This window comes from Methanoregula sp. (assembly GCF_041663825.1).
In the GTDB taxonomy this organism is placed as follows: domain Archaea; phylum Halobacteriota; class Methanomicrobia; order Methanomicrobiales; family Methanospirillaceae; genus Methanoregula.
Genome location: NZ_JBAYLY010000004.1, coordinates 100,001 through 122,747 on the forward strand (window position 1 = coordinate 100,001; position 22,747 = coordinate 122,747).

Consider the following 22,747-nt stretch of genomic DNA (forward strand, 5'->3'; position numbering starts at 1 on the left):
AGGAACGATTAAAGTATGACTCCGTATAATCCACAGAGATTACTCCCGAAGAAAAATCCCCGTTACTGGCGGGACCGCTGGCAGCAGCAGAAATGTGCCCGTTCCGCTGCCACAGGGAATTCCCCCGGTTCCCGGGGTTACTGGAGCTGTTCGAAAAACGTGCAGGAAATTTACGGGAAAAGCCGGCAATCTGTATCATGGAACCGCAAAGTTGAGACCCAGCTAGCGGATATGAATATCCCTACGGGATCACGGGTGCTCGACATCGGCGCAGGAACGGGCACCCTTGCCGTTCCCCTCGCCGCCAAAGGCTGCCGGGTTACGGTAATCGAACCATCTGATTTGATGCGGGAAGGACTCGCACAGAACCAGCGGCTCGCAGGTGTACCGGATATTACGGTTATTCCCCGGCGATGGGAAGATATCCCCCTGGAAGAATTGGATGTACCGTTTGACGTAGTGATCGCATCGTACTCTCTTACGATGACTGACATTGGTGCGGCACTTCTTAAGATGCAGGCCTGCTGTACCGGAACGATTCACCTCTTCTGGTTTTTAACACCACCGTCGTGGGTACGGGTCAGTCATGACCTCTGGCCGCAACTCCACGGTACTGAATATACCGGTGAACCGCTGGCAGACTGTCTCTGGCAGGTGCTCTGTGAGATGGGGATCTATGCAGACATCGGCGTTGAACAAAGAAAGCAGCCGACGATCTATCCGAAAATTGAAGACGCTGTCAGTGAATACTACCAGCGGCTGAACTGCTCAACCCCGACCCAAGAGACGATCCTGTACGATTATTTCCGCAGTAATATGCTGCATTCGGCAGGGGGTTACCGGCTTCCCGGGGATTCACTGGGCGCACATATCCGATGGGAGATCTAGCGCGAATCCTCCCGCGTGAGAGATTTCTCCCAACACTTTCTTAAGAGAAAATTCCGGCGGGGTATGCAGGTATTCTTACAAAAATCGTAAATATATCCCAAAAAAGGTTATCTGCCTTTGGCTTTACCTGGCAGATACTGACACCGGGCCGCAATGGAGGTTGATGAGACCGTACTCCTGGGATTAGGGTCGTAATCGCGGCCGATGGAGGGTGTCGAGGATTATTTCTGGTAAACAAACCTGCCGTTTCAAGCGAGGCACTGATGTTTCTTCCTAATGATCTGTGTTTGCGTGCATGTTGTCCACTTGGTGCGTGCTATCCCAAAGGGACAATACACATATTTCCCTTACAACATTATAATATTTTTCTTTTAACTTTGAAATTAAGTTAATACTTAATAATTAACCAAACCCGCGAAAATAATCCTGGACTGCATAGCAGATGGATCCCCTTATGAGAAAATGACATAAACCGATCGAGGACACTCCGAAACTATGAAAATCATTAATAGAACCTTATGGGAAGGCTCCCCTTCATGAGGTATCTTTAGAGGCACGATGGGGCAGGGCGATTTTATATCTGTTTTTGGAAACCCACGTGAGTCCCGAATCAGGCATACTGGATAAAAAAACGGCGGTCTTTCAGGGTATACCCGGTGTTTGGAGACTGACCCCTGGCAAAACAGACTCGCATGCCACGAGACCCTGATGAATGGCAAAAATAAAAGAAGGTTAGTCGACAGCGATCATGACTTCGCTGGACTTGATCACGGCATATGCCGCCTTGCCGACTGCAAGGCCAAGCGTTGCAACCGATTTCTTGGTGATAATGGACGTAATCTCCTGTCCATTCGGCAGCTCGATAACAACTTCGGAGTTGACGCTGCCGGGGGTGATCGCTTTTACCTTGCCTTTCAGAATGTTTCGTGCACTGATCTTCATTGTTCTCACCAATGGGAACTGGTGGTGGTAAGTATAAGTAGTTTACTATGCGCCCAAACAAAGCGCCGGAGCATCTCGCTGATAATTAAGGCACTACCTTCGATAATTCACAGTTGAAATATTCAGGTTTAGTTTCCCTGCTATCAATATGCACTAAGGGAAATGTCCGTAATCTGTCTGCTCACGGTCACGTTGGTCGGACCCGGATCAATAGTCAGCCAAATGGAATTGTCATTTGACAGCATGCGGTTAAAATGAATGTTCCCACAGTGCGGTGATTCCACGACACTATTATTGAGACTGGTGTTTATGGATTCACGCAGGGCTTTCTTAAAATCAGGCAGCGGAGAGCTGACAGTTATATTAATATGGGTAACGTTAGGAATATTTTTTGTTCTCCGGGTACTTTCAAGGGCGAGAGTACCCATCCCATTTCCACTCACGGATCCATCGGAATTTGCTCGTATAATGTTTACCCCTTTTATGTCAACTACCGAGCAGTTGTAAGGATCTGCGGGATTAGGATATGAACCGGCACTGAAAAGTGCGTCTGTTAAATTATACTCCACAGCACGTTTAAAGGGTGTCATAAGTGTTCCTTTTGTCACATTTACATTGCCATGTGACCAGATGTATCCCTGATCCTGCCAAAAATTACCAAACGGTCGATATGAATAATTAACCAGTCTAAAATTTGCCCCGTTGAGATGATCTGAACCTGATTCCGTACTACTAATTTCCATCACCATATAGGGACGATTTTTATCCTCATCCTGAATTGCAAGCGTCCCCCCGGACCTGGTTGAACTAAAGAGAACATCTCCCCCTCCCAGAGGTATGCGTTCTGACAGTTTCATATTGTTCGGGGTGGATGCGGCAGACTCAATATCCGAAGAAAATCGGAGGATGCCGGATTCGACCTCGTGCAGATGCGAGACTTCTGCCTGTTCCTTCATGGCAGGAATGGCAGTTGCATTCCAGACGGCAAAAAACGTCACAATAACTGCAAGGACAAGCATCGCTGCGATGACCGGGGCAACTGCTGCATCCCGCCTCATAAGGGTATCCTCCCGGTAAAGATCCGTGCGTGAGGTGTGACAAGGGAGATCGTTTCATTCCCCATAAGGATGCCACCGGTCTTCACCGTGATATTACTCCCCAGATCGAAAACCGTTTTGTTGGGGACCATGACAAAACGGATAGAATCCGCACTGTTAATCTTTTGCTGTGTGTCATTGGGATAAGTGATTACAACGGTCAGGTCTGCCTTCTTCACCCAGTCGCCACCTTTGTGCCACAGCGTGATGTTCCCGGACGTGTCGTTACTCAGCAGGATCGTAACGCTTGGGTCACGGGTCGTGGGGAGAAAATTACCCAGCGCTGCAGCAAATACCCCTATAAGGAGAATGACAAGGCCGATCATCAGCATTTCGCCGACAACCTCTGATACTCCGCGTTCACTGTCTGCCCTACCGGTCATCAATCCTGCCTTCCCGTTACGTTGTCCGGATACAAAAGAGACCGGTCGCTTCCTGTCAGGACAGAAATTACAGGGTCGTGTCCCTGCAGCGTACAATCTCACTTTGTCTCTCTGCAATCCCTATACTCACCAGCAATCCCGGCATCCTGCTTTTGTAATCCAGTGACAGGATAACTGCGATACACCATCTTATTAACCTTTATTTTTAAATTATTAACGAGAGTTAAACAAAAGATATAACTTTTGAAGGCTGATTTAATAATTGAAACGATTTCAGGAACAAATTTATGAAAAAAAACAGGAGCGTGAACTGGTGACCCGGAAGGATGCTGCGGTTTCCCCGGTAGTCGGTGTCATGCTCATGCTGGCAGTGACCATTATGATCGCCGCGATTGTCAGCGCCACGGCAGGAAGTTTTTCCAACACGGAAAAAAAAGCACCCAGCGCGATCCTTGATGTCAGCATCTATGCGGCAAAGGTCTATGGCAATTTTTCTGCCCCTACAATGACCATCAGGCATGTGTCAGGAAATGTCCTCCAGACAAAGGATCTTCAGATCGTGACATACTATACCGTTCCTGGATCCGGCAATATCAGCCGGGGTTCTCTTATCGGTGAGAAAACTGTTGATGTAGAGGGGTCTTCCGGGACAGAGCAGTACGGGGCCCTGTTCATCAGCGATGAGAGGCACGGTAGCCCTGATAGATGGTTCGGGAACGCCTCGGCCACATTCGGACCTGGTGATATTCTGGTAACACCGGCCCAGTACTGCGTGAAAGAGAAGACTGATGCCGTAAACGCGGAACTGCACCGTAATCCTGGCATGGAACAGCTGTTCCCCAATGTACAGTTTATCAGGAGTTCCGCAACTGATGCGAATGAGTTCAGTGCTGGCGGAGTGGTGACAGTAAAAATTATTCATACCCCTAGCGGTCAGATCATCTTTGACAAGGATGTGGTGATCAGCTGATGGTATATCCGGGGCGCGATCAGGCTGTATCACCGGTTGTCGGAGTCATGCTCATGCTGGCCATAACGGTCATGCTCGCGGCGATTGCCAGTGCATTTGCCGGGGGTTTTAGCGATACAACGGAAAAATCCCCCCAGAGTTCCCTGAGTGTAACGGCAAATTTTCATGATAAAATCCATACCAATAGTAACGGTGATTATTACCGAATCTATTTCGATCATACCGGTGGTGATCCATTCTCGCTTAGTTCGGTAAAGGTGGTGTTCAGATCCGATGAGACAGAGAACAAGACCCAACTGACCCGACAGGATAGGGGTACCCTCTGTCAAAATTTTACCCTTATGGGTTCGACGGGTCCTGCGTATAATGACACCACGGTCCGGGCCGGGGACCGGTTCTTCATTGACGGGCAGGTTAACACTGACGGGGATACGGGAATTCAATTCGGGAATGTTGTGTTCTGGAAAAACAAAGAACTCACCTGGATGGTGATCGATACCCGGACAAGTAAAACCATTGCGATGGGATCGCTGTTCCCGCAATAAGTGAAGTGACAGTCCTTACCTGTGGCAGGCATTTCCCGAAACTTCTTTTGTAAAGTGTTTGATAGTGAGCACACGTTTGTCATGATCCTCACACTAAGTATTACCCAATCCCCCATTTTTTCCAAACCTTAAAAAACAAGCAGCAATGATATTCACATGATTGATGATATGACCCTCGAAAACGATCTCTCCCGTATCGGGATATCCCTCCCGAAAAACCTGCTCGACCGGTTTGACGAAATTATCAATGCACGGGGATATTCCTCCCGGTCTGAAGGCATCCGCGACGCCATCCGCACCTACATCACCTACTACAAATGGATGGCCGACGTCAAGGGAGAACGCGAAGGAGTTATCACGATGGTCTACGATCATGACCAGCGCGGTCTTCTCACCACCATCACTGATATCCAGCACGAGTACCACGAGATTATCAAGGCCTCCCTCCACTCCCATGTGACCCATAACCGGTGTCTTGAAGTGATCCTTGTCCACGGAGACGGCTCGCAGTTAAAAACCCTTGCAGAGCGGCTGATGTCGCAGAAAGGGGTCGAATCGGTGAAACTTACCACGATCCAGATTGAAGACTAAACCGGATCGGTCATTCTTCGTTTTTTTACTTTTGTTCCAGGGATATCCAATCATCCGCATAAACCGCAACCTTTAGGGAGGATTTTTACTAACCTTCTGTCAGTACGGCAGAATCCGACAGGTCAGTGCCGGTTCTGAAGTAAAAAATCTTCAAGAATATATCTGAAATATCTGCAAGGGTCTCCGGTGACCGGAGGTACCGTGAGGAAACCAGATGATCGATCGGCTCTTTGAAAAAATCGCACATGTGATCACCCGCCGCCCGGTGCTCATCGCAGTACTTATTGCATTCATTGTCTGTGTCGGTCTGTACGGGATGACCCACCTGACCATGCAGACCGGCTGGAAAACCTACCTTGACAAGGACTCGGCAAAGGGCATCCTCTACAACAAGTACAGCACCACGTTCCAGTCAGATGCTCTTGTGCTGATCGTCAAATCCGGAAACCCGGTCTCGCCCGAAGTGCTCTCCTATGTCGACCGGCTCGAAGGAGACATCCGCCAGCAGAGAAACATCCAGTCCGTGACCGGGATTGTTGATATTCTCAAGGCCTACAACAAGGGTACCCTCCCGCAGTCACAGGCAGAGATCGACCGGATCATGGATCAGATCCCGGCCTCCCTTAAAGCCAAAGCGGTACCCTCAAATATCTTCTCGCTTGTCCAGATCCAGGTAAGCGAAGGTCTTTCAGATGCGGATAAGACTGCAACACTCAACACGATCGAAGCAACCCTGAAGGCATCCGGTCCGCCCCCGGACATCACGGTCGATATTACCGGGACGACCCCGTTTGTCGATCAGATGTCCGATGAACTGACCCAGTCCATGGTCGTGCTTATCGCCGCTGCGATGATCCTGATGGTGCTGATGATGGGCCTTCTCTTCTCCTACGTCAGCCACCGGTTCCTGCCGGTCCTGATCGTTGGTATCGGGCTTATTATCTCCATGGGCCTGATGGGACTTGCCGGGATATCCTTAAACCTTGCCGTGGTCGGCGCCTTCCCGGTACTCATCGGCCTCGGGATCGACTATGCGATCCAGTTCCACGCCCGGTTTGACGAGGAGGCCCGGAAAGGTTCTCTCGAAGATGCCGTCTTCATGACCGTCACCCGCACCGGGCCGGCGGTTCTCTACGCCATGCTTGCGACCTGCATGGGCTTTTTTGCCATGTTCATCTCCCCGGTTCCGATGATCCGGTCGTTCGGTCTTGTTTCCATCATCGGCGTCATGAGTTGTTACTGTATCTCGCTTTTTGGGATCCCGACGGCAGGGCTCCTGCTCAAATACAAACCCAAACCGGCACAAACAACCACCTGTTATGCCGTAGGTACCGATGCCTGCAGTTCACTTTCAAAGGCCCATTCAACAGGTTCCGCCCGGCCGGCAAAAGAACCGTGGTCGTATGGCCGGTTCCTGACCGACGTGTCCGTGAAGATTGCAAAGAACCCGGTGCCGGTACTTCTCATCGCCGTACTCATCGCGGTGATCGGGTTCCAGGTCGATGCCTATATCCCGGTCCAGACAAACGAGAACACGTTTGTCCCCCCGGATATGCCGGCAAAAGTACAGCGCGATCTCGTGACCCGGGTCATCGGATCGACGGATACCCGGCCCATTATTGTCGAAGGGGAACGTGTCACCGATCTGGATACCCTCACATGGATACGGCAGTACGAAGCCTATGAGCTCGCCCACCACGACCAGATCACCAGCGCGACAAGTATCGCTGATTACATTGTTGCCTACAACGGTGGCATCATGCCGAAAACCCAGAGCCAGGCAAACCACGCGCTGGGCCTCATCCCCAACGATATAAAAGAACAGTATCTCGACGGCTCGATGGTGACCGTAATCCAGTTCGGGACACGGCAGATGGAGATGCAGCAGCGGGCAACGTTAAAAGAGGCGATGATAAAGGATGCAGAATTTATCCAGCCGCCGCCCGGCATCACCGCAAAACCCACCGGGGACTTCGATCTCTATACATCGCTTATGACCGATCTCTCTTCGTCAAAGGAGAACATGACCCTGTTAGGGTTTGTACTCATCTTCGCGTTCCTCGCCCTTGTCTACCGGCACCTCCATGCAGTCACCCCGCTTGTCCCGATCATCATCGTCATCGGGTGGAATGCAGTGGCCATGTACCTGCTCGACCTCCAGTATACCCCGCTGACCGTGACGCTGGGCTCCATGACGATCGGCATTGCCGCTGAGTATACGATTCTCGTGATGGAACGCTATACCGAAGAGTATGAGCGGGTGGGGGACACGCATCGTGCCATACAGGAGAGTGTCAAAAAGATTGGGACCGCCATCACAGTATCAGGACTTGCCACGTTCTTTGGATTCTCTGCACTGCTCCTCGCAAGTTTCCCCATTATCAGCAATTTCGGGATCACGACACTGATTGCGGTCGGGTTCTCGCTTGCCGGTGCAATCTTCATTATGCCGGCAGTGCTCTCGCTGATGGGAACCCTGACCGACCGCAGGAAAAACAGAAGTATGGCCGGCGGAACACAGGAACCGGAAGATTTGCAATCCCCGTCATAAACAGACCCCGATCTCCGCACACCTTTTTTAGACAATACTCCCGCTGCCAGCCCTGACGCTTCATTTCCGTGTTGCGTGCAGGATCCCCATCACGCCAAGAGTGGAATAAACCGGCGAACGGTCGATCGAGAACGTGTAACGATCCCCGATATAATCCAGCAGCGCCGGATTGGGAACCGGGCTGATGGGCGGAATGTGCAGTTCCATCTCGATTCTCCTTATCCCGTCGAGATCCCGGGGCTCTATCAGCCACTCCGCTCCCTCGCAGTCGCATTTCAGGAAATCGCAGCCCCCGGCCATCTGAATGAGGGTTCCCAGCGTGTACGTGGGGGACATACGCCGGCACTCGTCCCATGTTATCTCTGCCGGCATGCCGGTGCCAAGCGCCCCCCGGATGATCCGCACGTCCGCATGGTTGAGCCGGACATTCTCTTCCAGGAGATCGGCAGTCACCGGTTCAACGGCGGTCACATGCGGCGAAAGCCTTGCCGCCCGCAGGCAGAACGCACCGACATTTGCCCCGATATCGAGTACGCGGTCATCCGGCAGGATATCCGAAATCTGGTACTCGGGAACTTTTGTGATCTGCCGGTAAGGTGCATCGGTCACCCGGAACTGTACCAGGTCACAGGTAACAATCTGCTGCGAGGAAGTTTTTCGGGAGAGATCGGGTGGTGGCGTATTCATAAGGGAAAACCCCGGGTATCCTGCGCAGGAGTGGGGACCGTGAGTATTCTTCCCGGTAGATCAGATCATGCGATAAAACTGATCCCTTCCCCCTGAAGCCGAATAAAAATGCGGTGGTCTTATTCACTTCTCAACGCATCTATCGGGTCCATGTTCGAGGCCGCCCACGCAGGGTACAGCCCCGACACCACGCAGACAACGACACCAATGATCATGCCGTACGGGATGTAGATCAGGCTTTCCGGGCGGAAGAAATACGCGGTGCTGCCGATCATGGCGTTCACGACCGAGTAGCCGATAATAAAACTCATGATACCGCCCACCACCGCACCAATGATACCGAGGATGAGTGCCTCGTACAGGAACATCCGGCGCACTTCACCTTTTTCAGTCCCGATAGAGAGCAGGATCCCGATCTCCTGCACTCGTTCTTTCACCGACATCATCATCACGTTGAAGATACTCACCGCAGCGACAACGAGCGAGATGCCGCCAATCGCCATGATAAATGTCGTAATCGTACCAAGGGTGCTTGAGATTGAGGACAAGCGGGAACTGGCATCGCTGATCCGGACAACCTGTGAATTCCGGTTCACTTTCCTGTCGATCGCTGCCTCTATTTGATTGATGGTATCGACATCATTTACGATCACGTTAACCTGATCGTACAGATCCTTGCCCCCGTAGTGAGTGGTATACCAATCGTCAGAAACGATAATCGCATTATCGGCATTGACATTATCTGAGGAGATGCCCCGGGCCACGAGGATGCCGGAGATCCGGACCACAGGCCGGGTTACCGTGGCGCAATTCTGCCCGATCTTGATACTGCTGCCCGGGACGATGTTAAAATTCTGGGCTATCGTCGCACCGACAAGCGCATCGTTACCCCCTTTAAGGTTGGTCCCCTGATCCACGGTCAGGAACTTGGAGACATCATTGGGATCCAGCCCATAGATCGAACCCCTGCCGTTCGTGTTGCCAATAGTAAACTGGGTACTGGTACGATGGATCGGGACGACCTCGTTTTGTCCTGCGGCTGATTTGATATCGTTGAGTTCGCTTTTATCGATCCCGCTCTGCGTGGTCGTAGCCCCTGACACACTGGTTACCTTGACGGTATCGGATGTAATAATGATCGTGTTGACATTGGATGAGAGCTGGTCTTTGACCGAGAGCTGCATGTTGGTTCCCAGCATCCCCATGGACGAGATAGCAACGACACCGATCACGATCCCGATCGATGCAAGAAGCGAACGCAGGAAATTCAGGCGGACGCTCCTGACAGAGAGATCAAAGAAGATATCTCCTTTAATCATGATTCTGCAACCCTCCCGTCTTCCAGCCGGATTATGCGGCGTGCATACTCTGCAATCTTCGGGTCATGGGTCACGAGAATGACCGTCTTTCCCTCACTATGCAGGCCACAGATGATATCCATGATCTGGAACCCGGTCTTACGGTCGAGGTTTCCGGTCGGTTCATCGCAGAGAAGGATCTTTGGATCGTTGACCAGTGCCCGGGCAATGGCCACTCTCTGCTGTTGTCCACCAGAGAGTTGGTTGGGCCGGTGGGCTGCCATTTCCCTGTCAATTCCTACCTCATCGAGCAGGATATGGGCCTTGCCCGTCGTGTCCCGTTTCTTGTATTTCAGGATGAGCGGGTACTCCACGTTCTCGTATGCCGTGAGAAGAGGGATCAGGTAGAATTTCTGGAAGATATACCCAATCGTGTCCCTGCGCATATGCGTCCGCTCAAGGTTTGACATTTCAGCCACATCCCGTCCCGCGATATACAGTTTACCTGATGTGGGAACATCAAGAATCCCCAGCTGGTTCATCATGGTCGATTTACCGGAACCGGAAGGTCCCATAATGGCGACAAAATCGTTTTCCATGATATCAAGGGAGACGTGATCGAGCGCGGTAAAGTCTCCGCTCTCCAGATGATATGTTTTTGTCACGTCCACAAGCCGGATAAGCGGAATGTCATCCATGACATCTGCTCCTACTGTTTCCTGAACCTGGCAAGTATCCATTTCCGTTTTATGTACAGGACAATAGCGGCAATGACAATAATTCCTCCGGCAATAACCGGATAAAATGCACTCAGGCCCCCGGCCTTGCTGCCGCCGATCCCAAACATGCCGCCGCCCCCACGGTTAGCTGCTCCACCGGACGCTGCGGTTGAGGCACTACTACCCGTAGATCCTGATACGGAACTTCCCGAACGGGTATTACCTGTACCTGAAGAGTATGCAAGAGAGCGGAGATTGAAAGTTTGCACCGTGCTCAGGCTGTTGCCACTTGCGTCCTTCCACTGCACCGTGATGGGTACAGCGGACAGGTCCTGACCGGTAAAGGTGAGTGTGAAACTGGCAAAATCATTGGACGTAAGGGAACCGACCGCATACTGTGCATAGGGATCAACAGGCTGCACCGGAGCGCCGGTGGATAACGTCATCCCGTTTGCATCGGTGATACCCGTATTGGTCACGTCACCCGTCAGCTGGTAGTACGTGCCGGGAGTGGTGAGTGCAAGATTATTGATGACCGGGTTTGCTGCGGTCTTGCTCGGGCCGATGTTCAGTGGCAGGGATACACTGTCCGAATGCTGGTTCATGGGACCATTGTCGTACTGGATACTGAAGTTAACCGTAGTCGCCTTATCGGGAGTGATGGCAAAGGGAACGTTCACCGAGCTTTGGGCGGGAACAGATGCCAGAAAGACCCTGTCCGGGGTTATGCCAAAGCCGGATCCCCCGGGGGTAATTACAACGTTCGTTATGGCACCTTCCCGGGGATTGTAGATCGTCAGGTTGACGTTATCTGTACTGTGAAGGGCAAAATTGTCAGGTACCAGGGAAAACGATGCTTCAATGGGTTTTGAATCGATCTTAACCATAATGGGATAGCGGAGGCTTCCGGCATCTTGTGACGCAAGGGTAAAAAGCGGAAAATACATTCCCTCAGGGGGTTTTGCAACCACCTTGAATGTATACGTCATTGTGTTCCCCGGCCCAAGATAGATCATACTCCGGTACGGGTTATGGGCTTCATCCTCCATGTAAATATTGCTGTCGAGGATATCTGCATCCGAAAAGGCAACCGACTGGGATCCGGAGTTTGTTACCTGTACCGAAATTGTTCCTTCTTCATAGGGGTAGAATTCCTGCGGATCGACTGTGACGGAACTCACATAGACCTGAGACAGGGCCTGTTCGGCAGATAACGTCGTTGATGCACTTACAGAACTCGTACTAGAAGAACTGCTGGTGGTACTTGCCGAGACCCCGGCTGCACTCGCAGCGGTCATCATCAGACAAATCATCAGTATTCCCATGAGGGCGGTAAATATCTTCATAATCACTCCTTTCGTTTACGAGAGTCAGGAACATACGTGACCGGGAAATGGCACACTTGAGATTGTGTCATTCCCGGACGTTTAATGGTATTTTTGTAACTTATAGTTTACTTATTGTAATCTATTTAATACTGTACACTATAAATAATTTTCTAAAAAGCAATCTATCCGACAAGTACTTCGTTTTGGGTAAAACGTGTTAAAGTCGAGTCAAATAACCGATGGCTCCGGGCTGGCACACCAGACTGCATATAATTATACCAGGTAATCAACGGTACCAATTAATAACGTCAGGATACAGAACGCGGCAAGCACAACGTAGTAGGTTACCGGGTTTTTCATGACGAATACCTCTGAAGGGAGTGTGTTACCTTGCGAAGGTCACCCGGTCCCACCTATCCATCAGTGCCACCCACCCCCCGTGGGGGTATCCCCTGTACAGCCAGGTACCCTTGGGGAAGGTACCTCCCCGTTTTTAAAAACGCTTGGCCCGGTTTCTCCGGGAACTTCGTCGTGATTTACAGATCGATGCTTCCGCAAAATGAGGAGGTACCCCGACCGGGGGTGTACTCTCTTCCACGCCATACCCCATGAGGGGGTATCTCACTTGCCACAGGGTACCACCTTTGTACAAATAGGGATCCCCCTCCTGCCATAAAGGGAGGGTGGAGGCTGCCAAAAAAACTCCTGCTTCCCGTGCTGGCTTATACGAATTTTTGGTGATTGTTCTTTCAACGTGAAAAACAGAGAAGTACTGAAATCCGTCAGTTTTTTACAAAATCAGTCTTTATCTACGGTCCGCACTTCATCTTCATACGTGAATACCTCTTCGATGTTCACTTTGAAGTGGCGTGAAATTCGAAACGCAAGATCCAGGGAGGGAACATATTTTCCCTTCTCAATGGCAAGGATGGTCTGCCGGGTCACACCGATCGCCTTTGCAAGATCCTCCTGCGTGAGATCATACATCGCCCGGTATACCTTGATCTTATTCTTCATCTGTCTCCCATTCCCCGTACTTTCTGGCATAGTAGAACCTGAACCCAACATACAGGAAGATCATCAGGCAGAGGAGCCCCAGTTGTACGTATCCAATCATTCTTGGCGACATTATCTCCACGGATAACGGCATGGACTGGCGGTCAAACCTGAGTTCACGGGAAAGATGGGGCATATAGAGCAGATTCATAACTGCCATGATCGAAAATGCACAGAAGCACACCCAGAACACCTGGAATGTTCTCAGGGCCGCCTTCTCGGTGATCCGTGCACTCCGTTCATCCTCGATAAAATCATCCACTCTGCGGTATGCTACGTAAATAACCACAACTCCGATCACAAACGCAATCATTGAGAGAACCGGGGTGAATGTTTCAACCGAGTACCAGAAGATCGCAAGAAGGGCAAGTGCGACAAACCCGATAATCAGATAAAAAATATTTTTTTTCATGGCGTCCCTTTGTAAAGAATTTTAAACATGCCGTGATATAAATATGAGCCTTCCCGCGTCGGGCGGCCCGGTGTGGGTATATTTCTGCCACTTAAAGAGGTATTACAAGGATTTATATCGGCAGATTTACCATGCATTTTATGAATGAAAAAACCAATACACCCAGTCTTTTGAGGCTTGCAGCGGCAGTATTCCTGGGCCTTATTGTAGGATTCATCCTGTTCTTTATCGCGGCAATGGTCATCGGGAGTATTAACCAACTGATGGGAATGAATATTCCTGTCAGGATGGATATTGCAGAGAATCTTATCAGCGCTATCCTGCTGGTTGTATTTGTCGTGGGATGTATCGCAGGATTCTGCTGGAAGGTCTGGACAACCCCTGCCACGGAAGAGGAAGACAAATCATCAGTCCCTGAAGAATAAAACAAAACGTCAGTTCCGGTTCCTGTGCGACCGGGACCCGGATACTATCTCTGGTGCTCAGGGAGTACAGGTTTATCCGGGACTGGCTCCTTTTTTTAAAGAATATGATACGACCATCGGCAGTAAAAATCGTAAATTTTCAATTATTGTGTATATAGACATTTACCGGGAGAGAGACGAACAGGAACATACCGCAAAATGCCCGGATAGACGGCTCGATACAATAGCAGAGTATGGCCCGACGAGTCTCTTCAACGGAATAGTACTTTGCACGATAGAACGGGTACCGATGGGAGTCCGACAACTCCTCCTATAAAAAGATCCTGCGCAACTCGATTCAAGTGGTTAGAAACAACCGGGCCACAAAAGCAAACGATCTATCACATGGCAGATTCAGCATTTTACACCTGCGGGAATATCCAATCACTTGGAGAGCATTGCTTCTGGATCAGTCATGTTCCCATGACAATCCCAAAAGCCCAGGAACGTGTTGCATCAGAAGTCTCATGGACGGCCTGCAAGGATACCCGGTACAAATATGCTGTAGACGAAGTGCATATGGTGGGATACGGCAGAGGGGGGTTCTGGATCACTTCCGCAAAACAACAAAAAAGAATCGATACAACGTTCAGAACCCGGCTTTATGAAACAGATGAAGAAAGATAAAAGTGCTTATAAAAAAAGAAGAGATGGCAACAGGGGACTGTGAAATGAATAAATTAAATACCTTGTTGATGGATATGTTGGTTTGATAGTTATGATGAGATCGGAAAAGTACTCCCTGATCATAGGATTGATCATACTCCTCGCAGTCTTCGCAATGCCCGGGGTTACCGCATCGGATAGCACACAATCGGGTTATATCACTGTTGGATTAGCGCCGGTTGCACAATTCAATGCACAGTATCCTGCATACTCCACCGTCCCGACATTAGTCTCATTTATCGATTCATCTCTCGGGTCAACCCCAATGACATATCAATGGGACTTTGGCGATGGGGCTACATCCACAGACCAGAATCCTGTGCATTCATACCTCCAGCGCGGAACCTATACTGTAACCTTTACGGTAAAGAACGCATATGGAACAAGCACCGCGATTAAGAAAGATTACATCGTTATTGGCATGGTACCAAGAGCTGATTTCGTTGCAAACCCGACAAGCGGCAATGCGCCTCAGAACGTCGCATTTACCGACAAGTCCACAGGTATTATAACCTCCTGGAACTGGGATTTCGGTGACGGAACCAGTTCAACAGTACAGAACCCAACCCATACCTACTGGTCTGCAGGCGTCTACACTGTGATCCTGACAGCGTCCAATGATTTCGGCTCTTCGTATAGCACGAAAAACCAGTATGTAACGATTTCCGGTAATCTTGTATCGAAATTTTCAGCCGACCCGGCAACCGGTAAAGCTCCGCTGGGGGTCCTCTTTACTGATCGATCCCTCGGCAGCCCTACGGCATGGAAATGGGATTTTGCTGATGGTTCGACATCTGCCCTCCAGTACCCCAGCCACACGTTCACCACCGCGGGATTGTACAAGGTCAAGCTGACCGTTACTCGCGGCACTGACACTGACACTTCAACACAAACTCTGAATGTTGGCGGAGTACCCCAGGTGGATTTCGTCGCCACCCCCAGATTAGTTAGTACTGGTGACGCGATCCAGTTCACGGACAACTCTACGAACTCGCCAACCAGCTGGACATGGAATTTTGGCGACACCGCTGCATCAGCCGAGCAGAACCCCAGCCACTCATACCAGCTGAAGGGTATTTATACGGTTAGTCTCACAGCACGGAATACCAACGGAATGGCCACTGAAACAAAGACCAATTACATCAATGTCGGTATTCCCCCCACGGCAGATTTTATTCCGGTTATCGCCCCGTACGTGATAGGGAAGGTACCGATGCCGGTTAGCTTCATCGATAAGTCCACCGGTCTCCCAACCTCGTGGAAATGGGACTTCGGTGACGGATCAACGTCTGCTGACCCGAATCCATCCCATGTCTACCAGAAAGAAGGGTTATACACAGTCACTTTGACCGTAAAGAATAACTTTGGCACTGACACCATGGTTAAAAAAGACATAATCTCTGTCGGTAACGGTGGAGCTGTTGACTTTACTACCCGTTCGACGACTGTCGGTGTTGGATGGGTCGTGTCATTCAAGGATCTCTCAACCATCGAGCCCACACAATGGAGTTGGACCTTCGGAGATGGAACAACCGGTAGCGGCCAAAATCCCGATCACACCTATCATAAAACAGGTGTCTACGACGTCTCACTGACTGCATCAAGCCCCACAATCACTGGCAGTATTACTAAAAAGCAGTACATTACGGTTCTCAATATCCCCCGTGCGGACTTTATTGCAGACAAGACCCGTGGCAGTGCACCGATGGCTGTAATGTTCACGGACAAGTCCTCCAATGTACCAACCTCGTGGAAATGGGATTTCGGGGACGGTGCAACTTCTACTGACAAGAACCCAAGCCATACTTATACCACTCTTGGTTCGTACTCAGTGACCCTGACTGCCTCAAATGTGAATGGACAGGATTCAACAACCAAAGCCAATTACATCGTTACCACACTGGCACCGGTTGCGGCTTTCTCGGCGGACCGGCGCATGGGTAATGCACCCTTCCTCGTCCAGTTCACGGATCAGTCAACCAACTCCCCGACCTCCTGGAAATGGAACTTCGGTGACGGAAGTTCGTCATCCGACCAGAACCCCCGCCACATCTACCAGTTCGAAGGTTCGTATAACGTCAGCCTGACCGCAACAAACCAGTATGGCAGTGACACCTCCTTCAAAGCCGGCACGACCGCCGCGCCCACGGTAAGCATTACCGCCACCCCCACAAAAGTGAGCACGACTGCTGCCCCGACAACAGCGGCAACTGTTGCAGCCACTACGATTCCGACTACCCAGGCGCCCCTGCCAGCGGCAGTTTCCATCATCGCTTCCGTTATTGCGGTGCTGGCAATCGTATATACCAAACTAAAATAACCCTTTTTTCTTTCCAACGTCGTTTTATTCCCACTACATACGGAACAATTAAAAATAGTATCCCCGGTAGTTTTTGCCTGGTGCATGCAGGATCATGCGACCCCTGCTGATCTTTACTCTGAAAAAAACACGATTCTTCATAAAATTGGATAACTACCCTCAGAATCCTGGCATATCGGATCCAAAGACATTTCTCATGCGACTCTCAACTGATATGAACTTATGATGGATGCATTCGAACGCTTCGGTCTCATTATCAACGACCACGTAGTCAGGACACCGGTAGCGATTGCATCCATGGCCGGTATCGTGGATGCCAGGTACGTGCTCGACCGGAAAGCGCATGCAGGGGTCGCATTTATGGGCGGATTCGCGATCGATGCACCCACAATGGATGCGGCGCGGGCTATAGCGGCAGGCAGTGATCGAAAAGAATTCCTGTATGACGACCCGGTAGCCGCGCTGCGTGCGGAGATCGACCCGCTCAAGACCTGCGATGTGGTGGCCGGCATCAACCTCCGGGGCAGTTCCCCAACCGCGTTTACCGCCATCGTGGATGCACTCGGGGATGGCGTGGTCTATGAGATCGATGCACACTGCCGGCAGGCCCCCATGGTCGCGGCCGGTGCCGGGGAATATTATCTCAAAAATCCCGGAGACCTTGTCGCGGTCGTAAAAGCCCTCAAGGCAAAGAATGTCACGGTCTCGGTGAAGATGCGCGTCGGGGTTGCCACAGACGACCGGGCGCTCGTGCGGGCGCTCTGGGGCGCCGGTGCCGATATCCTGCATGTCGATCTCATGGATGCCGGTATTGCAAAACTCCGACAGATCCGGAACAGCTGCCCGCTTCTTATCATCGCAAACAACTCCATTACGACATTCGATAAAATGCGGGATATGCTCTCCCACGGTGCCGATATCGTCTCGCTTGCGCGGCAGTCCGATGAACACACACTTGCCGGGCTGGATGCGGCCATTACGCGATATGCAGATGAGGAGGGGTGGTATAATTCCCCAAAGCAGCTCTGCCGGGGCGGCGATATCAGGGCGCTCGCGTTCTGCTGTATGCCGGTCAAGGAGTGCCCCCTCATCCCGGCGCTCTCGCGTATCGGACTCTCAAAGGAGGAATATGTCCGGTTAAAACTGGATGCGGTGAAAGGTACACCCCTTGAAGGCGGCCCCCATACCTGCTTTGGCAGCCTTGCGTGGTGCTGCAAGACCTCCTCGCCCTGCATGTTCCGGGATATGACGCTTGCACAGGAAGGCCTCCCAAAGAAAGAATATATGCGCAGGAAACGCGAGTTATCAGATACCGTAATGAGCCGTGTGTTCCATGACATCCCGCCTGATGAGTGCTGCTGAACGAGCACAGCTTGCAATGATGCTAGAGGTCTGCGCCTTTCCCAAGCCCGGGAACGTGGACCGGTGCCATGATTATCCCGACACGAGACTCGAACATTTCCTTGCTTCCACGATTTTTGCACGACCGGCGCTGGAAGAGGCTGCATCCGGTAAAGGGAGGATCGGTGAGATTATCGGGCACGCGGTCCGGCAGACAAACGTGCATACCGGTGGCAACACGCATTTTGGCGCATTTATCCTTCTGATACCGCTCGTGTATGGCGGCGGTATCGAGGGTGCTATAAAAGCGATCGCAACAACTGATGTCTCCGATGCGGTTGCATTCTATAAGGCGTTTCGTCTTACCTGCGTCCGTATGAACGCGGAAGACGAACTTGACGTAAACGATCCAAAAGCACTCGACGAACTTCGCGAGCGTAATATGACCCTGCTTGACGTGATGCATCACTCGGCAGCAAACGACATGGTCGCCCGCGAATGGGTCAATGGTTTTATACTGACCCGGCGGGGTGCCGATATCCTTCACCAGATCGGGCCGGGACGGGAAGCAATCGTGGAGATGTTTCTTACCCTGCTTGCGACCGAGCCGGACACATTTATCATAAAAAAGCATGGGCGTGCGGTCGCGGAGCAGACCCTGATAAAGGCCCGCGAAGTGCTCGACGGCCGGCGGGTGCTGGAAACCTTCGATGCGGAGTGCATTGAGGCCGGCATCAACCCGGGCTCGATCGCGGATATCACGATTGCAGCGATCTTTATGGCTCTTGGCGAGGGATGGGAATGGGACTCATAAAAGGCGGCATTAGCGAAGTGATCGCCACCACCGCATTTAACGCGGCGCCCATCGGCATCCGCTTTCAGGACAAAACGGCAAGCATGATACTTTTTTCCGGCAGCCATACCGCAGAAAACGTTGAGCGGGATGGTTGGGTGGTTGCAAATTTTATCCACGATCCTATACTGTATGTGCGGACAGCGTTTGAGGATCTTCCGCGCGATGCGTTTGTAGAAGAACCCGTGATGGGACGGACGATGTACCGGCTCGCCAGTGCCGAAGCCTGGATCGCATTTACCGCGACGGTCGAACGCAAAACGGAGGGTGCAATGATGGTCCGGCTTACACAGGAAAAAGAGATCATTGAAGAGGTGGCGATCCATCCGGTGAACCGAGGGTTCAATAGCATCATCGATGCGACCGTTCACGCGACCCGATACCGGGTGAACCCTGATGCAAAACTCCGGCGCCTGATCGATTATCACGCAGAAATCGTGCGGAAGTGTGGCGGGAAAAAGGAGATTGAGGCACTCGGGTTGCTGATGGGGTATATCAGTGAGTAGTCAAATCAGGAAATCCTGACCCTGTGGAACTTACCCTGGAACCGAATGGCAAAAGAAACGCTATGAAATAAAGACGAATAGTAATTATAAAACCTCAATACTTCTCTATTTTCAAGTTGGATGAACAACCACCAAAAATTCGTATAAGCCAGATCTGGAAGCGGAAGTATCTTTTTTGATAGCCACCCCCCACCCCCGGGCCACAAGAGGGGGGTGGGGGTATCATGCTTTTAAAAAATCGGTCGGGGGTCGGGGTACCTCTCCTTTTTGGGAGTGGGGGGTGCCACCCCGGGCTGGCAGGAGGGGGTACCCCCAATGGATCGGAAATCGCTTCGGGAAGTCCTATTAAAATTCTGATGTTTGCAAAGGAAAATTTAGAGAAGTACTGGGTCTCAAACACCCGTCTCCTATGCCGAGATGCCCTGTTGTTACATTTTAGCCGTCTATCCACGTCATTTTGCGGTATGTTTATGTTCGGATCTTCTCCGGTGAATATCTATGTACAAAACAAATAAAAATCCGGAGATTTTCACTACCTCTGGCCAAATATAAGTTATTTACTCTCCCGAAAGGTCAACACATTAGCAACAACCAAAATTTTTTATATTAATCTCGGGATAGTGGGATTGCCAGTGATATGTTCTGGCAAAGGTGTTACCAATGACGAGACTTAAAACAGTGAAATTTCTGTTTGTGCTAATTTGCTGTATCTGCATGATGACAGCAATGGTATCGGCAGCAGATCAACGGATTCCAGGATCTGCACCACCGGTCAGCACAGGATCTTCGGGATACACGGCAGTTTCAGCGACGAACACGAACCTTCAGCCATACGTCACAACAAATGGCCGGATATCGTATTCTATCGATGGTGCTGGTTATTATCCCGCAAATTCCGGAATCATACGGGTCCAGAAACCCACGGGCGCTACGGTCCGGAAAGCCTACATGGCTGCCGCAACGACAGGCTATACAAGTTACAAACTGCCTGCCGGGAGTGTCAAAATAAACGGGAATAGCGTTGTCTGGCAGAAGGAGATTGCCAATGATATCAGTTCGTACAACTATATGGCAGACGTAACGACAATTGTTAAGCCAATTGTTGACAGTGCGCCGGCCGGAATGGTCAATATACCTGTATCCGAAGCAGATTCATATGATACGGAAGGGGAAATTCTTGTGGTGATCTTTGATGATCCCCATGTTCTGACTGATAACTCGATCATCCTCTTGTTCGGTGCACAGAAGACTGCCGGGGATACCTTCTGGATGTCGCTCGCACGACCGTATGATCCGCAGGTTACGAAGAACATTAGCCTTTCCTTAGGGATATCCTATAGTTACCAGATAAGTCAATCTCAATACAGTATTATCGATGTCAACACAAGGAGACTCACAACGTGGGCCGGTGGAGAGGATGATGGCCAGAGCACTAACGGGGCATTACTCACGGTAGGTGGTATCAATGATACCATTGCAAACCCCCCGGATCCTTATGCTACGAAAGTAGGGAATTTCCGTTATGACGATGAGTTGTATGATCTCCGCCCGTTTGTTACGACAGGATCTCAGGCCATAAACGTTACCACGAAAAACCCGTCCATGAATGACAATATTTTCTTTGGGGCGTTTTATACTGAAGGCAACAACGCAATCGTTGGCGAGGGAATAACCCTTTCACCGACAAGTGCAACGACGGTAATAGGGACGAGTTATTCCGTCAAAGCCTATGTCCAGAATGATCTCGGAAAGGTCATCCCCAACCGCCAGGTTAATTTTTCGATCACATCAGGTCCAAACTCTCCAAAAACCGGACGAGGTACTACCGATAGCACGGGTGTTACCTATTTCACCTACACGGGAACTACAGTCGGTACTGACACTATCGTAGCAACTATGATTGATTCTGACGGGGAGGTATCAACGTCCAATACGGTTACGAGTACCTGGACCTCCTCAAGTCCCACAACGGGCGCAGATAAGATTGGCGTATTCCGCAGTGGGACATGGCTGCTTGATTACAATGGAAACGGGAAATGGGACGGCACTGTAACCGACCGACAATATTCATTTGGTACGAGTATAGATATGCCCGCCGTAGGGGACTGGAATGCCAACGGGAAAACAAAGATAGGCATCCAGCGGTATGGCAGTACCTGGCTGCTTGATTATAATGGAAACGGGAAATGGGACGGTGCTGTAACCGACCGGCAATACACGTATGGAGTAAATGATCAAAATGTAGTCTATGGTGACTGGAACGGGGACGGAAAGGCCGAGATCGGGATTGCCCGTCTTCGCAACAATGGACTGATAATGGACTGGTTCCTTGATTATAACGGTAACGGCCAGTGGGATGGTACCGTAACTGATCGTATGTATACATTCAGTATTCTTGACACCAGTGCCACAAGCCTGTTGAGCAGCCGCACCAATGCCAACAGTGTGAGTGCCGACAATGCGGCGGCAACGATACCCGTTGTCGGGGACTGGAACGGGAACGGGAAGTCAGAGATCGGTCTCTACCTCTATGGATTATTCTTCCTTGACTACAACGGTAACGGCCAGTGGGATGGGGTAGCCACCGACCGGCAATACTCCTTCGGACAGTATGGCGACAAACCCGTTGCCGGGAAATGGAATGGCGGTACAAAGAGTGAGATTGCTGTCTTCCGGAATGGCGTATGGTACCTTGACTACAACGGTAACGGCCAGTGGGATGGGTCAACCACCGACCGACAATATTCCTTCGGGACGACCGGGGATAAGCCGGTTGCCGGGAACTGGTAATACAATCAATTTTTTTCCGGAGCCCTAATTTTTTGGTATTGACCAAACTTATTCCTGAATATGGTGAGATAAAAAAATTAATCCCTGACAAAACATGATCGGTAAGACCCTTACCATCGCCGAAGTATTGTTCCGTTTTTTAATCGATGAAATCACTCATAAACTAAAAACAAATTTAAAAGCCACAGATACGTGAAAAGACACTTTTTGAAAATAATGCTCTGTAGAAATCCTCAATGAAGAACCAGAGTAAACACTTGTGGATATTGTAAACGATCATCTTACTGGCGATTTCTTTCATCTGAATCAGGAATTTTCTGGCTTTCAGATCGCCCCCGAA

21 protein-coding genes are annotated in these 22,747 nt (G+C 50.6%); 12 read left to right on the forward strand and 9 right to left on the reverse strand.

Annotation, left to right across the window (positions count from 1 at the left end):
* Positions 1-15 precede the first annotated feature (15 nt).
* Complete coding sequence (locus tag WCX19_RS03245) at positions 16-888, forward strand: class I SAM-dependent methyltransferase (protein WP_373004914.1); 873 nt, start codon at positions 16-18, stop codon at positions 886-888.
* Positions 889-1,620: 732 nt separating this feature from the next.
* Here the strand turns inward: WCX19_RS03245 and WCX19_RS03250 are convergent.
* The 3 genes from WCX19_RS03250 to WCX19_RS03260 form a co-directional block, all read right to left on the reverse strand.
* The gene (locus WCX19_RS03250) at positions 1,621-1,830 is read right to left on the reverse strand and encodes a molybdopterin-binding protein (RefSeq protein ID WP_373004917.1); all 210 of its coding nucleotides are present in this window, start codon (positions 1,828-1,830) and stop codon (positions 1,621-1,623) included.
* A 143-nt stretch (positions 1,831-1,973) separates the two neighbouring features.
* Positions 1,974-2,888, reverse strand: coding sequence for a hypothetical protein (locus WCX19_RS03255; RefSeq protein WP_373004919.1), 915 nt, complete (start codon positions 2,886-2,888; stop codon positions 1,974-1,976).
* Entirely contained in the window at positions 2,885-3,310 is a 426-nt protein-coding gene (locus WCX19_RS03260; RefSeq protein ID WP_373004922.1) for a type IV pilin N-terminal domain-containing protein, read from the reverse strand. Before WCX19_RS03260 ends, WCX19_RS03255 begins: the two co-directional genes overlap by 4 nt.
* 313 nt (positions 3,311-3,623) lie before the next feature.
* Between WCX19_RS03260 and WCX19_RS03265 the strand changes: the two genes are divergently transcribed.
* The 4 genes from WCX19_RS03265 to WCX19_RS03280 all read left to right on the forward strand — a co-directional run bounded on the left by WCX19_RS03265 (position 3,624) and on the right by WCX19_RS03280 (position 7,967).
* Positions 3,624-4,280, forward strand: coding sequence for a type IV pilin N-terminal domain-containing protein (locus tag WCX19_RS03265; RefSeq protein WP_373004925.1), 657 nt, complete (start codon positions 3,624-3,626; stop codon positions 4,278-4,280).
* The gene (locus tag WCX19_RS03270) at positions 4,280-4,825 is read left to right on the forward strand and encodes a type IV pilin N-terminal domain-containing protein (RefSeq protein ID WP_373004928.1); all 546 of its coding nucleotides are present in this window, start codon (positions 4,280-4,282) and stop codon (positions 4,823-4,825) included. The genes WCX19_RS03265 and WCX19_RS03270 overlap by 1 nt, the downstream gene beginning before the upstream one ends.
* Before the next feature lie 168 nt (positions 4,826-4,993).
* Entirely contained in the window at positions 4,994-5,416 is a 423-nt protein-coding gene (gene nikR / locus WCX19_RS03275; RefSeq protein ID WP_373004983.1) for a nickel-responsive transcriptional regulator NikR, read from the forward strand.
* A gap of 214 nt (positions 5,417-5,630) precedes the next feature.
* Complete coding sequence (locus WCX19_RS03280) at positions 5,631-7,967, forward strand: RND family transporter (RefSeq protein ID WP_373004931.1); 2,337 nt, start codon at positions 5,631-5,633, stop codon at positions 7,965-7,967.
* Between the two features lie 60 nt (positions 7,968-8,027).
* On the opposite strand, the gene WCX19_RS03285 is transcribed toward WCX19_RS03280, so the two are convergent.
* The 6 genes from WCX19_RS03285 to WCX19_RS03310 all read right to left on the reverse strand — a co-directional run bounded on the left by WCX19_RS03285 (position 8,028) and on the right by WCX19_RS03310 (position 13,467).
* Positions 8,028-8,654 (reverse strand): FkbM family methyltransferase, encoded by a 627-nt coding sequence (locus tag WCX19_RS03285; RefSeq protein WP_373004933.1) that lies wholly within the window; start codon positions 8,652-8,654, stop codon positions 8,028-8,030.
* 119 nt (positions 8,655-8,773) lie between these two features.
* Positions 8,774-9,973 carry an ABC transporter permease gene (locus WCX19_RS03290; protein WP_373004936.1) on the reverse strand — a complete coding sequence of 400 codons (1,200 nt, stop codon included), beginning with the start codon at positions 9,971-9,973 and terminating at the stop codon, positions 8,774-8,776.
* A complete protein-coding gene (locus WCX19_RS03295; protein ID WP_373004939.1) occupies positions 9,970-10,650 on the reverse strand; it encodes an ABC transporter ATP-binding protein in 681 nt (226 codons plus the stop codon). Before WCX19_RS03295 ends, WCX19_RS03290 begins: the two co-directional genes overlap by 4 nt.
* A gap of 11 nt (positions 10,651-10,661) precedes the next feature.
* Positions 10,662-12,017, reverse strand: a complete 1,356-nt coding sequence (locus WCX19_RS03300) for a COG1361 S-layer family protein (RefSeq protein ID WP_373004943.1) — start codon at positions 12,015-12,017, stop codon at positions 10,662-10,664.
* Between the two features lie 780 nt (positions 12,018-12,797).
* Entirely contained in the window at positions 12,798-13,016 is a 219-nt protein-coding gene (locus WCX19_RS03305; RefSeq protein WP_373004946.1) for a helix-turn-helix transcriptional regulator, read from the reverse strand.
* The gene (locus WCX19_RS03310; protein ID WP_373004949.1) at positions 13,006-13,467 is read right to left on the reverse strand and encodes a DUF2178 domain-containing protein; all 462 of its coding nucleotides are present in this window, start codon (positions 13,465-13,467) and stop codon (positions 13,006-13,008) included. Before WCX19_RS03310 ends, WCX19_RS03305 begins: the two co-directional genes overlap by 11 nt.
* Positions 13,468-13,607: 140 nt before the next feature.
* Here WCX19_RS03310 and WCX19_RS03315 point away from each other — a divergent pair, with 140 nt between their 5' ends.
* From WCX19_RS03315 to WCX19_RS03345, 7 genes are all read left to right on the forward strand, one after another.
* The gene (locus WCX19_RS03315; RefSeq protein WP_373004952.1) at positions 13,608-13,892 is read left to right on the forward strand and encodes a hypothetical protein; all 285 of its coding nucleotides are present in this window, start codon (positions 13,608-13,610) and stop codon (positions 13,890-13,892) included.
* A 384-nt stretch (positions 13,893-14,276) separates the two neighbouring features.
* Entirely contained in the window at positions 14,277-14,558 is a 282-nt protein-coding gene (locus tag WCX19_RS03320) for a hypothetical protein (protein ID WP_373004955.1), read from the forward strand.
* Between the two features lie 91 nt (positions 14,559-14,649).
* A complete protein-coding gene (locus tag WCX19_RS03325) occupies positions 14,650-16,917 on the forward strand; it encodes a PKD domain-containing protein (RefSeq protein ID WP_373004958.1) in 2,268 nt (755 codons plus the stop codon).
* A gap of 222 nt (positions 16,918-17,139) precedes the next feature.
* Complete coding sequence (locus WCX19_RS03330) at positions 17,140-18,279, forward strand: methanogenesis marker 9 domain-containing protein (RefSeq protein WP_373004961.1); 1,140 nt, start codon at positions 17,140-17,142, stop codon at positions 18,277-18,279.
* Entirely contained in the window at positions 18,251-19,072 is an 822-nt protein-coding gene (locus tag WCX19_RS03335) for a triphosphoribosyl-dephospho-CoA synthase (protein WP_373004964.1), read from the forward strand. Before WCX19_RS03330 ends, WCX19_RS03335 begins: the two co-directional genes overlap by 29 nt.
* Positions 19,060-19,617, forward strand: a complete 558-nt coding sequence (locus tag WCX19_RS03340; RefSeq protein WP_373004968.1) for a DUF447 domain-containing protein — start codon at positions 19,060-19,062, stop codon at positions 19,615-19,617. The genes WCX19_RS03335 and WCX19_RS03340 overlap by 13 nt, the downstream gene beginning before the upstream one ends.
* Positions 19,618-20,331: 714 nt before the next feature.
* Positions 20,332-22,407 carry a hypothetical protein gene (locus WCX19_RS03345; protein ID WP_373004971.1) on the forward strand — a complete coding sequence of 692 codons (2,076 nt, stop codon included), beginning with the start codon at positions 20,332-20,334 and terminating at the stop codon, positions 22,405-22,407.
* The last annotated feature ends 340 nt before the right edge of the window (positions 22,408-22,747 follow it).